Source organism: Kitasatospora sp. NPDC097643, from assembly GCF_040302625.1.
Taxonomy (GTDB): domain Bacteria; phylum Actinomycetota; class Actinomycetes; order Streptomycetales; family Streptomycetaceae; genus Kitasatospora.
Map to the genome: position 1 here is coordinate 56,447 of NZ_JBEOSA010000029.1, position 12,470 is coordinate 68,916.

At 71.1% G+C, this 12,470-nt stretch carries 9 protein-coding genes; 7 read left to right on the top strand and 2 right to left on the bottom strand.

Features of this window, described 5'->3' with window-relative positions; genetic code table 11:
- The first annotated feature begins 27 nt into the window (after positions 1-27).
- Positions 28-1,632, top strand: coding sequence for an MFS transporter (locus ABTY15_RS19940; protein WP_350593025.1), 1,605 nt, complete (start codon positions 28-30; stop codon positions 1,630-1,632).
- Positions 1,633-1,821: 189 nt separating this feature from the next.
- Complete coding sequence (locus ABTY15_RS19945; RefSeq protein ID WP_350593033.1) at positions 1,822-3,672, top strand: serine/threonine-protein kinase; 1,851 nt, start codon at positions 1,822-1,824, stop codon at positions 3,670-3,672.
- 100 nt (positions 3,673-3,772) lie between these two features.
- On the opposite strand, the gene aceE is transcribed toward ABTY15_RS19945, so the two are convergent.
- Positions 3,773-6,523: a pyruvate dehydrogenase (acetyl-transferring), homodimeric type gene (gene aceE / locus ABTY15_RS19950; RefSeq protein ID WP_350593041.1), complete on the bottom strand. Its 2,751-nt coding sequence runs from the start codon at positions 6,521-6,523 to the stop codon at positions 3,773-3,775.
- A 516-nt stretch (positions 6,524-7,039) separates the two neighbouring features.
- Here aceE and ABTY15_RS19955 point away from each other — a divergent pair.
- The 5 genes from ABTY15_RS19955 to ABTY15_RS19975 all read left to right on the top strand — a co-directional run bounded on the left by ABTY15_RS19955 (position 7,040) and on the right by ABTY15_RS19975 (position 11,040).
- On the top strand, positions 7,040-7,480 hold the full coding sequence (locus tag ABTY15_RS19955; RefSeq protein WP_350593045.1) for a DUF3052 domain-containing protein: 441 nt from the start codon (positions 7,040-7,042) through the stop codon (positions 7,478-7,480).
- A gap of 331 nt (positions 7,481-7,811) precedes the next feature.
- Positions 7,812-8,270 carry a peroxiredoxin gene (locus ABTY15_RS19960; RefSeq protein ID WP_350593049.1) on the top strand — a complete coding sequence of 153 codons (459 nt, stop codon included), beginning with the start codon at positions 7,812-7,814 and terminating at the stop codon, positions 8,268-8,270.
- Positions 8,271-8,483: 213 nt separating this feature from the next.
- A complete protein-coding gene (locus tag ABTY15_RS19965; RefSeq protein WP_350593052.1) occupies positions 8,484-9,059 on the top strand; it encodes a TerD family protein in 576 nt (191 codons plus the stop codon).
- A gap of 258 nt (positions 9,060-9,317) precedes the next feature.
- A complete protein-coding gene (locus tag ABTY15_RS19970; protein ID WP_350593058.1) occupies positions 9,318-9,896 on the top strand; it encodes a TerD family protein in 579 nt (192 codons plus the stop codon).
- Positions 9,897-9,936: 40 nt separating this feature from the next.
- A complete protein-coding gene (locus ABTY15_RS19975) occupies positions 9,937-11,040 on the top strand; it encodes a DUF475 domain-containing protein (RefSeq protein WP_350593064.1) in 1,104 nt (367 codons plus the stop codon).
- Between the two features lie 95 nt (positions 11,041-11,135).
- On the opposite strand, the gene ABTY15_RS19980 is transcribed toward ABTY15_RS19975, so the two are convergent.
- Entirely contained in the window at positions 11,136-12,296 is a 1,161-nt protein-coding gene (locus ABTY15_RS19980) for a DUF2637 domain-containing protein (protein WP_350593069.1), read from the bottom strand.
- Positions 12,297-12,470 lie beyond the last annotated feature (174 nt).

The following is a 12,470-nucleotide window of genomic DNA, read 5'->3' on the forward strand; positions in this document are numbered from 1 at the left end:
CGCCGCCACGCCCCCGGAGGGCCCCCGATGAGCCAGTCCGTCGTCAGGAACACCAGGGCGGACGATCCGCCGCAGCAGCAGCCACCGGGCGGGGACGGTCTCAAGGGGCACCCCTGGCTGACCCTGCTCACCGTCGCGGTCGGCGTGATGATGGTCGCCCTGGACGGCACGATCGTCGCGATCGCCAACCCGGTCATCCAGGAGAAGCTGAGCGCGGCGCCCGCCGAGATCCAGTGGGTGACCAGCGGCTACCTGTTGGCGCTCGCCGTCTTCCTGATCACCGCCGGCAAGATCGGCGACCGCTTCGGCCACCGGAACACCTTCCTGGTCGGCGCGGTCGGCTTCGCCGCCACCTCGGCCGCGATCGGCTTCGCGGGCAACATCCAGACCGTGATCGCCTTCCGGGTCCTCCAGGGCCTGTTCGGCGCGCTGCTCCAGCCGGCCGCGCTTGGCTTGCTGCGCGGCGCCTTCCCGGCCGAGCGGCTGAACATGGCGATCGGCATCTGGGGCGGCGTGATCGGCGCCTCCACGGCGGCCGGTCCGATCGTCGGCGGTCTGCTGGTCGAGCACGTCAGCTGGGAGTCGGTCTTCTTCATCAACGTCCCGGTCGGCCTGCTCACCCTGGCCCTCGGCCTGTGGATCCTCCGCGACGTCCGGGCCGAGAAGGCCGCCAAGTCCTTCGACCTGCCCGGCATCGCGCTGCTCTCGGTGGCGATGTTCGCCCTGGTCTTCGGCATCATCAAGGCCCCCGAGTGGGGCTGGGGGGACCCGGCCACGCTGCTGCTCCTGGGCGGCGCGGTGGTGCTGATGGTGCTGTTCGCGCTCTGGCAGACCCGGGCGAAGGAGCCGCTGATCCCGCTCGGCCTGTTCCGCTCGGTGCCGCTGTCGGCGGGCACCCTGCTGATGGTCCTGATGGCCTTCGCGTTCTTCGGCGCGATCTTCTTCGTGACCTTCTACCTGCAGAACGTGCACGGGATGAAGCCGGTCGAGGCCGGGGTCCACCTGCTGCCGATGACCGGGATGATGATCGTCGGCTCGCCGCTGGCCGGCGTGGCGATCGGCAAGCTCGGCCCGCGGATCCCGATCGTGGCCGGCATGCTGATCACCACCACCGCGATGTACGGGATGTCCACCCTGGACACCGGCTCCGGTACCGGCGTGATGTCGCTCTGGTTCGTCCTGATGGGCCTCGGCATCAGCCCGGTCATGGTCGGCGCCACCGAGGTGATCGTCGGCAACGCCCCGCTGGAGCTGTCCGGCGTGGCCGGCGGCCTCCAGCAGGCCGCGATGCAGGTCGGCGGCAGCCTCGGCACCGCGGTACTGGGGGCGCTGATGGCCGCCAAGGTGACCGACGTGCTGCCCGGCAACTGGGCCAAGGCGGGCCTGCCGCCGGTCCAGGGCCCCGAGGCGGAGGGCCTGAACCAGGCCGCCCAGCTCGGCATCGCCCCGTCGGCCCCGGCGGGCACCCCGCAGCAGGCGGTGGACGCGATGGCCGGTGCCGTCCACGAGTCCTTCGTCAGTGGCATGTCGCTCGCCTTCGCGGTCGCCGCGGTGGTGGCCTTCGCGGCCGCCCTGCTCGGCCTGCTCACCCGGCGCGGAGCCACCGACGCGGGCCCGGCCGTCCACATCTGACGCCCGCGGACGGTACTCGGCCGGCGGCCCCGGACTCGGCGGAGTCCGGGGCCGCCGGCCGTCCACCCACCCGGTTTGACCGGGGCAGCCCGGCAGCGTCTGCTGGAAGAGGGCGCACAGGAATGCGGGAACGCCATGGGCTCTCAGGACGACACGCCACTCGGCCCGCCGCCGGCGGAGGAACCCCGGGTGATCGCCGGACGCTACCGGCTCGGTGAACGGATCGGGCGCGGCGGCATGGGCACGGTGTGGGTGGCCCAGGACCTCAAGCTCGGCCGCCGGGTCGCGGTGAAGGAGCTGAGCGCGCGCGGCGTGCCGGAGGAGGACCTGCCCGTCCTGCACGCGCGGATGCTCCAGGAGGCCAGGGCGGCCGCCCGGATCAGGCACCCGGGTGTGATCACCGTCCACGACGTGCTGGAGCAGGACGGCCGGCCCTGGATCGTCATGGAGCTGATCGACGGCCGCTCGCTCGCCGAGGTGCTCGGCGAGGAGGGCACCCTGCTGCCGAGGGACGCCGCCCGGGTCGGCGAGCAGGTGGCGGCCGCGCTGGAGCAGGCGCACCGGCTGGGCGTCCTGCACCGGGACGTGAAGCCCGCCAACGTGCTGCTGGAGCGCGGCGGCCGGGCCGTGCTCACCGACTTCGGCATCGCGACCCTCACCGGTTCGCCCAACCTGACCAGGACCGGCGACATCGTCGGTTCGCCGGACTACGTCGCGCCCGAGCGGGTGCTCGGTTACCGCGCCGGGCCGGAGTCGGACCTGTGGTCGCTGGGCGCCACGCTGTACGCGGCGGTGGAGGGGCAGTCGCCGTTCCACCGCACCACCACGATGAGCACGCTCCAGGCGGTGATCGCCGATCCGCTGCCCGACCCGCGCAGCGCGGGGCCGCTGACCCCGGTCCTGGAAGCGCTGTTACGCAAGGACCCGACCGAACGCCCGGACGCGGTCGAGACCGTGCGCCTGCTGCGCGAGGTGTCCGGCGCCGCCACCGGCGGGACCCGCGCGCACCTGCCGCCCGCGGGGCCCCCGCCGGACCGCACCCGGACGCAGTCCACCCCGCCGACGCCGCTCCCCGGCGGGGGCCCGCCGCCGCCACCCCCCGTCACCGGGCACGGCGCGGCCGTGCCGCCGAGGCCGCCGGGGCCGCCGGGTCCGCCGGGTCCGCCGAGCGGGCTGCCCGGCCCGCCGGTACCGGCCGGGCAGCCCGGCCCGGACGAGGGCGGCCGGCACCGGCGGCGGTGGCTGGCGATCGTGGGCAGCGTGCTGGCCCTGCTGCTGGTCGGCGGCGTGACCTTCGCCGTGGTGAACGGCGGGTCCGGCGGCTCCGGCAGCAAGACCGTCGCCCCGGCCGCCTCGCCCTCGGCACCGGCCTCGCCCGCGCCGACCCCCACCCCCACTCCCACGCCCACCCCTACGCCGACTCCGACCCCGACCCCGACGCCCAATCCGACGGTCACGGCCACGGTCACCGCGACCCCCGCACCGGCCACTCCGGCACCGGCCACTCCGGCACCGGCCACCCCGGCACCCGCGACCCCGGCACCCGCCACCCCGGCACCGGCCACCCCGGCACCCGCCACCCCCGCACCGGCCCTGCCCCCCGCGCCCGCCGGCTTCCGCTGGGCCGACGACCCGGCCGGCTTCCTGGTGGCCGTCCCGCAGGGCTGGTCGCGCTCCGAGAACGGCGGCCAGATCGACTACTCGCCCGACGGCGGGGTCCACCTGCTCCGCTTCGGTGTGACCCCGGGGGCGACGCAGTCCTCCCTCGACCACTTCCTCCAGCTGGAGCAGACCGTCGGCCAGTCCCCCGACTACAACCGGATCGTCCTGCAACAGAACGTCTACCAGGGCCGGGACGGCGCCGTGTGGGAGTTCACCTACACCGACCCCAAGCGCGGTCCGCGGCACGCGATCGACCAGGCCTTCATCGCGCCGAACGGCACCGAGTACGCGATCTACATGTCCGCGCCGGCGCAGGAGGACTGGGCCACCACCCAGCAGCGCTTCAACACCGTCCTGAACACCTTCACGGTGAAGTGACACTCCGCGCCGAAGCGACGAAGGGCCGCACACGCCCGAGGGCCGGGCCTCCCCGTCGGGGAGACCCGGCCCTCGGTACGGCCGGCTGTGAACCGGGTGATCAGGCCTCGCCGCCCGCGGCACCCGGGTCGGCCGCCGCCACGTCCAGCAGCTGGTAGCGGTCGACCGCCTCCTTCAGCGCGCTGCGGTCGATCTTGCCCTGCTTGGCGAGCTCGGTGAGCACCGCCAGCACGACCGACTGCGCGTCGATGTGGAAGAAGCGACGGGCCGCGCCACGGGTGTCGGCGAAGCCGAAGCCGTCGGCGCCCAGCGACTGGTACTGGCCCGGCACCCAGCGGGAGATCTGGTCCGGCACCGCGCGCATCCAGTCGGACACCGCGACGAACGGGCCCTCGGCACCCTGGAGCTTCTGGGTGACGTACGGGACGCGCTGCTGCTCCTCGGGGTGCAGCAGGTTGAACTCCTCGGCCTCGACCGCGTCGCGGCGCAGCTCGTTCCAGGAGGTCGCGGACCAGACGTCGGCCTTGACGTTCCACTCCTCGGCGAGGATGCGCTGGGCCTCCAGGGCCCACGGCACGGCCACGCCGGAGGCGAGGATCTGGGCCGGGATCTGGCCGGCGGTGGCCGGCGCGTACCGGTGCAGACCCTTGAGGATGCCCTCGACGTCCACGTTCTCGGGCTCGGCCGGCATCTTGATCGGCTCGTTGTAGACGGTGAGGTAGTAGAACACGTCCTCGCCGTGCGGGTGCTCGGCACTGGTGCCGTACATCCGGCGCAGACCGTCCTGGACGATGTGCGCGATCTCGAAGCCGTACGCCGGGTCGTACGCGACGACGCCCGGGTTGGTGGAGGCCAGCAGGTGCGAGTGGCCGTCGGCGTGCTGGAGGCCCTCACCGGTCAGGGTGGTGCGGCCGGCGGTGGCGCCGAGCACGAAGCCGCGGGCCAGCTGGTCGGCCATCTGCCAGAACTGGTCGCCGGTGCGCTGGAACCCGAACATCGAGTAGAAGACGTACACCGGGATCAGCGGCTCGCCGTGGGTGGCGTAGGACGAGCCGGCGGCGATCAGCGAGGCGGTGCAGCCGGCCTCGGAGATGCCGTCGTGCAGCATCTGGCCCTTCGGCGACTCCTTGTAGGCCAGCAGCAGGTCGCGGTCGACCGACTCGTAGGTCTGGCCCAGCGGGTTGTAGATCTTCGCCGACGGGAACAGCGAGTCCATGCCGAAGGTGCGGTACTCGTCGGGCGCGATCGGCACGAAGCGGTTGCCGATGCCCTTGTCCCGCATGAGGTCCTTGAGCAGCCGGACGAACGCCATGGTGGTGGCGATGGTCTGGTTGCCGGATCCCTTCTTGACCGCCTTGTACGCGTCCTCGCCGGGCAGCTCCAGCTGGCGCGGCCGCACCTTGCGGGTCGGCACGTAGCCGCCCAGCTCGCTGCGGCGGTCGTGCATGTACTGGATCTCTTCCGAGTTGCGGCCCGGGTGGTAGTAGGGCGGGTAGCCCTCGTCGAGCTGCTTGTCGGTGATCGGCAGGTGCAGCCGGTCGCGGAAGCGCTTCAGGTCCTCGACCGTCAGCTTCTTCATCTGGTGGGTCGCGTTGCGGCCCTCGAAGTTCGGGCCGAGGGTCCAGCCCTTGACCGTCTGGGCCAGGATGACCGTCGGCTGGCCCTTGTGCTCGCGGGCCGCCTTGAACGCCGCGTAGATCTTCTTGTGGTCGTGACCACCGCGGCCCAGGTGCTGGATCTGCTGGTCGGTCATCGACTCGACCATCTTGCGCAGGCGCAGGTCGGAGCCGAAGAAGTGCTCGCGGATGTACTGACCGGTCTCGGTGGCGTAGGTCTGGAACTGGCCGTCCACCGTGGTGTTCAGCTTGTTGACCAGGACGCCGTCGCGGTCCTGCGCGAGCAGCGGGTCCCAGGAGCGGTCCCAGACCAGCTTGATCACGTTCCAGCCGGCACCCCGGAACTGGGACTCCAGCTCCTGGATGATCTTGCCGTTGCCGCGGACCGGGCCGTCCAGGCGCTGGAGGTTGCAGTTGACCACGAAGGTCAGGTTGTCCAGGCCCTCGCGGGCGGCCAGCGACAGCTGACCCAGCGACTCGGGCTCGTCCATCTCGCCGTCGCCGAGGAAGGCGTAGACGTGCGAGTCGGAGGTGTCCTTGATGCCGCGGTGCTCCAGGTACCGGTTCATCCGGGCCTGGTAGATCGCGCCGAGCGGGCCGAGGCCCATCGACACGGTCGGGAACTCCCAGAAGTCCGGCATCAGCCGCGGGTGCGGGTAGCTGGAGAGGCCGTACGGCGCCTTCGACTTCTCCTGGCGGAACGCGTCGAGCTGCTGCTCGGACAGTCGGTCCAGGAGGAAGGCGCGCGCGTAGATGCCGGGGGAGGCGTGGCCCTGGAAGAAGATCTGGTCGCCGGACTCGCCCTCGGCGTCCTTGCCACGGAAGAAGTAGTTGAAGCCGACGTCGTACAGCGACGCGGAGGAGGCGAAGGTGGCGATGTGGCCACCCACGCCGATGCCCGGGCGCTGCGCCCGGGAGACCATGACGGCCGCGTTCCAGCGGGTCGCGTTCAGGATCTTGCGCTCGATCTCCTCGTTGCCGGGGAAGAACGGCTCGTCCTTGGTGGCGATGGTGTTGACGTAGTCCGTGCTGCGCATCTCGGGCACGGCGACACGCTTCTCGCGGGCGCGCTCGATCAGGCGGAGCATCAGGTAGCGGGCGCGCTCGCGCCCCCGCTCGTCGATGGCCGCGTCAAGCGACTCCAGCCATTCCGCGGTCTCCTCGGGATCGAAGTCCGGGACCTGACTCGGAAGGCCGCCAATGATGATCGGGTTGCGATCGGATCCGGAAGCCACGCTGTTCCTTCACTGTCGGTCGAAACTGAGGTGTGTCGCGCCGCCTCCATCGTGCTACCGCGCTCGGAGATCCGTCATCTCTACCGATCGGTAACCGTTCCACCCATTGAGCGGGACGGTCTGGCGGTGTGCGGCACAGGCTTCATCGCCTGCCTCGCACACCCCCGGGTGTTACGAAAAGAGGTGGTCCGACCTGGTGTCCCGTCCGCCCGATGGCGGGCGGCCGGGGTGAGGGCCAACAGGAGACTCTACGCCCGCGCACGCGCGGACCCGAATGCCGTTCGCATCTCGGGCATGCGTACGCCCTGTGGGCCGGGACCACCCGAAGCATCCTTGTCCCACGCAGAGAAGGGCAAATCGGCGTGATTCCCGACACGTCCAGCGGCGTGTCCCGCTGCGACACGTCAACCTTTGGAGGGGATCGGGGGTCGGGTACTTGCGCGAACCGCCGCGCCCGTGTGGACTACGGCCACAGCCTCGGCATGGACGCCGAGCCGAATACTGGAGGTTATTCCCGTGAGCGCGACCGCGGACCCCGCGGACAAGTCCAACCCGGCGACCCGTCTCGGCTTCGAAGAAGGCCAGGTCATCCAGGAGCTGGGGTACGACGAAGACACTGACCAGGACCTCCGCGAGGGCATCGAGGAGCTCACCGGGACGGAACTCGTCGACGAGGACTACGACGACGTCGCCGACGCCGTCCTGCTGTGGCACCGCGACGACGACGGGGACCTCACCGACGCCCTCGTCGACGCCCTGGAGTACCTGGCCGAGGGCGGCCTCATCTGGCTGCTGACGCCCAAGACCGGCCGCGACGGCCACATCGAGGCCTCGGACATCGCCGACGCGGCCCGCACCGCCGGCCTCTCGCAGACCAGCTCGATCGCCATCGCCAAGGACTGGGCGGCCACCCGGCTCGCGACCAAGTCCACGGCCAAGCCGGGCGGCAAGCGCTGAGCGGCCGCTGAAGGCCCCGGCCGGGCCCCGCTGGAGCTCTCTCCGGCGGGGCCCGGTCCTTTTCCGGTCCGGTGGCGGCCGCCTTCCGGCCCCCGGCTCCCGGCTCCGGCGTTTTCGGGCTCCGGCGTTCGGGCTCCGGCGTTCGGGCCCCGGCGTTCGGGCTCCGACGTTCGGGCTCCGACGTTCGGGCTCCGAGGTTCCGCTCTGGGCGAAAGTGACCCCGGCCCGGGGCCGTCGGCCTCACCCGTCCGGCGGAACGCACCCGAACGGATGCGAGGATGGCGCTGGCCGCGCCCGCCGCGCGGCGCCGTCGCGTCAGAAAGGGCCCACCATGGTGATCGAGGTCGGCACCCCGGCTCCGGACTTCGAGCTGCGGAACCAGCACGGCGAAGCGGTCCGGCTCTCCGACTTCCGCGGGGAGAAGAACGTCGTCCTGGTCTTCTACCCGTTCGCCTTCACCGGCGTCTGCACCGGCGAGGTCGGTGCGATCCAGCAGGAGCTGCCCCGGTTCCAGAACGACGAGGTCCAGGTGCTCGGCCTCGCCAACGACTCGCCGTTCAGCCAGCGGGTCTTCGCCGACCGGGAGGGCCTGGAGTTCCCGCTGCTGTCCGACTTCTGGCCGCACGGCGAGGTCTCCCGCGCCTACGGCGTCTTCGACGAGGAGAAGGGCTGCGCGGTGCGCGGCACCTTCGTGATCGACAAGGCGGGCGTGGTGCGCTGGAGCGTCGTCAACGACCTCCCGGACGCCCGGGACACCCAGGACTACCTGGACGCCCTCGCCGCGCTCTGACGCCCCCGGGGCGCGTCCCGGCGGGGTACTCGCGGGGCCCGGACCGGCCGGAACTTCGAACGGCCGCGCCGGGCCCGTTCGCGCGTCCGGACGGGAACCGCGCACTACGCTCGGTCCGTTGGCCGGGTGGAGGCGCGCAGCCGCCCGTCGGCCGGCGCCTCGAACCGCACCACCGGGGGCACCAGGGCGTGCCTCCCGAATCTTGGAGGACAAGTGGGTGTCAGCCTGAGCAAGGGCGGCAATGTCTCGCTCACCAAGGAGGCCCCGGGGCTCGTGGCCGTGGTCGTCGGCCTGGGCTGGGACGTCCGGACCACCACGGGGACGGACTTCGACCTGGACGCCAGCGCGCTGCTCTGCAACGACCAGGGGAAGGTCGCCGCGGACGGCAACTTCGTCTTCTTCAACAACCTGAGGAGCCCGGACGGCTCGGTCGAGCACACCGGTGACAACCGCACCGGTGAGGGCGAGGGCGACGACGAGGCGATCAAGGTCAACCTGGCGGGCGTCCCGGCGGCCGTGCAGAAGATCGTCTTCCCGGTCTCCATCTACGACGCCGAGAGCCGCGGGCAGAACTTCGGCCAGGTGCGCAACGCGTTCATCCGCGTGGTGAACCAGGCCGACAATCAGGAGCTGGCCCGGTACGACCTCTCCGAGGACGCCTCGACCGAGACCGCGATGGTCTTCGGCGAGCTGTACCGCAACGGCGCGGAGTGGAAGTTCCGCGCGATCGGCCAGGGTTACGCCTCGGGCCTGCGCGGCATCGCCCAGGACTTCGGCGTCAACGTCTGATCCGGCGTTCGTCCGTCCGTTAGTTCGCTTTTCGTTTTTCTGTTCGCATGGCGGCTTCACCGCCGCCCGGCCGGGGCGGCCGCGGATCCTCGTGGTCCGTGGCCGCCCCGGCTGCGTGTCGGCCCGGCTTCGCGCCGGTCCGTCGCGCTGCGAGGATGTGAGTTCAGGAAGTTCAGCCGGCCGAAGGGGGCCGGCCGGGGCCGCGGGGGACTACACCTGGATGGCGCCCCGGGTGAAGGCAAGGGAGGAAGAAGAGTCATGGTGGTCACGCTCGCCAAGGGTGGGAACGTCTCGCTCACCAAGGCCGCGCCGAACCTGACGCAGGTCCAGATCGGTCTCGGCTGGTCCGCCCGCTCGACCACGGGCGCGCCGTTCGACCTCGACGCGAGCGCCCTGATCTGCGGTACGGGTCGGGTGCTCGGGGACGAGTACTTCGTCTTCTACAACAACCTCAAGAGCCCGGAGGGATCGGTCGAGCACCAGGGCGACAACCTCACCGGCGGCGACGACGCCGGCGACGACGAGGTGGTCCTGGTCAACCTGGACCTGGTGCCGGCGCAGGCGGACAAGGTGGTCTTCGCGGTGTCGATCTACGACGCCGAGGCCCGGTTGCAGAACTTCGGGCAGGTCCGCAACGCCTACATCCGGGTGGTCAACTCCGTGGACGGGCAGGAGATCGCCCGCTACGACCTCTCCGAGGACGCGTCGAGCGAGACCGCGATGATCTTTGGCGAGCTGTACCGCTACGCGGGGGAGTGGAAGTTCCGTGCGGTGGGCCAGGGTTACGCCTCCGGCCTGCGCGGAATCGCCCTCGACTTCGGCGTAAACGTACAGTAAGGGCGAAAAGCAGAAAAAACCCGAAAGGTAACCAACTCCCGTGTTCCTCCGCACTTTCGGCTGGTCGTTCGCGATCACCGTCATCGGCCTCATCGCGGCCGGGCTGCTCTGGGGGGCCCAAGGCTTCGGCGTCGTGCTGATCCTCTCCATCCTGGAGATCTCCCTGTCGTTCGACAACGCGGTGGTCAACGCCACGGTGTTGAAGCGGATGAACCCGTACTGGCAGAAGATCTTCCTCACCGTCGGCGTGCTCATCGCCGTCTTCGGGATGCGGCTGATCTTCCCGCTGCTGGTCGTCGGCCTCACCGCGCACCTCAGCCCGGGCACCGTCATCGACCTCGCGCTGCACTCCGACAAGACGTACGAGGGCCTCACCTACGGCCAGTACCTGGAGGCGGCCAACCCGGCCATCGCGGCCTTCGGCGGCGTCTTCCTGTTGATGATCTTCCTCGACTTCGTGTTCGAGGAGAAGGACTACAACTGGCTGGCCTGGATCGAGCGTCCGCTGGAGAAGGTCGGCAAGCTGGACGCCTTCTCCAGCATCGTCGCCCTGGTCGCGCTGCTGCTGGCCTCGAACTTCTTCGCCGGGGCGCACGCCGAGACGGTGCTGCTCGCCGGTGTCCTCGGCCTGGTCACCTACCTCGCGGTCAACGGTCTCGCCTCGATCTTCGAGTCGGGCCTGGAGGCGGAGGCGGAGCGCGAGGAGGAGGCGGAGAAGGCCGGCAAGTCGATCGTGCAGGTCGTCGGCAAGGCGGCGTTCTTCCTCTTCCTCTACCTGGAGGTCCTGGACGCGTCGTTCTCCTTCGACGGCGTGGTCGGCGCGTTCGCCATCTCCAGCGACATCTTCCAGATCACCCTGGGCCTCGGGATCGGCGCGATGTACATCCGCTCGCTGACCGTCTTCCTGGTCCGCAAGGGCACCCTGGACGACTACGTCTACCTGGAGCACGGCGCGCACTACGCGATCGGCGCGCTCGCCGTGATCCTGATGGTCGGGATCAAGTACCACATCCCGGAGATCGTCACCGGGCTGATCGGGGTGGCCTTCATCGGGCTGGCGCTCGGCTCGTCGATCCTGCGCAACCGGCGCGAGGGCGGCGAGGGCGAGAGTGACGAGAAGGAACTGGTGAGTGCCGGCAGCTGACCTGCCGGGCACGCGAAACGGCCGCCTCCGGGGTTCCGGGGGCGGCCGTTTCGCGTGTGGCTATGTGTGTGTGGAGCCGGGAGCGGGCGCCGCGGTCAGCCGAGCTGCTGCTCGATCGCGCGCAGCTTGCGCTCCAGCGAGTCCAGCTTGGGCATCGACAGGGTGTCGTCGTCGGCCGTCAGGTCGATCGTCGAGCTGCGGTAGGACGAGCCGGTCGACTCGGCGGAGCCGCGGTAGGACGAGCCGGCGGAGTCGGCGGAACCCTGGCCGGAGTACGACGAGCCGACGGCGGCGCGCGGGCGGCGGCCGGCGTCCAGGGCGCTCAGCGCGGTGGCGGGCTCGAGCGCGCCGGAGGCCGAGTGGTGCGAGGAGGCGGTGTCCGACCCGGCGGCTAGGGCAGGCTCCGTAGCGGACGGGCCGTCGCCGGCCGCGGTGAGCGCGGGCACCTGGCGTCCGCCACGGGCCCGGGCCAGCATGCTGCCCTGGCGGGAGATCGCCTTCAGCTCGGCCCGCTCGCGGCGGTCGGCGGTCCGGGCGCGGGCCTTGGCGTCCAGCTTCGCCTGACGCTCCTCGCGCACCTCGTCCACCGCCTCGTCCAGGCTGCGGACGTTCTCCAGCAGCATCAGCGACCAGGCCGCGTACGTCTCGCGGGGGGCGCGCAGCCAGCGCACGATGCGGATCTGCGGCAGCGGGCGCGGCACCAGGCCCTGCTCGCGCAGCGCGGCCTTGCGGGTCTGCTTCAGCGCCCGGTCGAACAGGATCGCCGCCGAGATCGACATGCCGGAGAAGAACTGCGGGGCGCCGTCGTGCGACACGCCGCGCGGGGCGTGCACCCAGTTGAACCACGCCGAGGCGATCGCGAACACCCAGACCAGCAGGCGCGAGCCGAGCGCGGCGTCACCGTGGCTGGCCTCGCGGACGGCGAGCACCGAGCAGAACATCGCGGCGCCGTCCAAACCGAACGGGACGAGGTACTCCCAGCCGTTCGACAGGCCCAGGTTCTCCTTGCCGAAGCCGACCAGGCCGTGGAAGGAGAGCGCGGCGGCGACGCCGGCGCAGCAGAACAGCAGGGTGTACGAGGAGATGCCGTAGATCATCTCCTTGCGGCGCCGGCGCTCCTCGTTGCGCTCCCAGGAGTCGGCGTGCTCGTCCTTCTTGGTGTTCTTGAAACGCAACGTCGCGACCAGGATGGCGACGAACAGCAGGGCTGCGCCGCCGACGACGGTCCAGACCAGCTGTATGGAGGTCAGGTTCATTGCGGGTCGGGCCTCGGGTTTCCGCAGGGGACAGGTTCACGGTGGCGCCACGGGCGGTCAGGTCTCGCCGCGTCGGCACCGTCTGACGGTCGTTCGTCTCCGCACGGCGTGTCCACCGCGCCCGCGCAGGGGCGGACGGGACGCCTGTGCGGCTAGACGATATCGCGTCCGAAG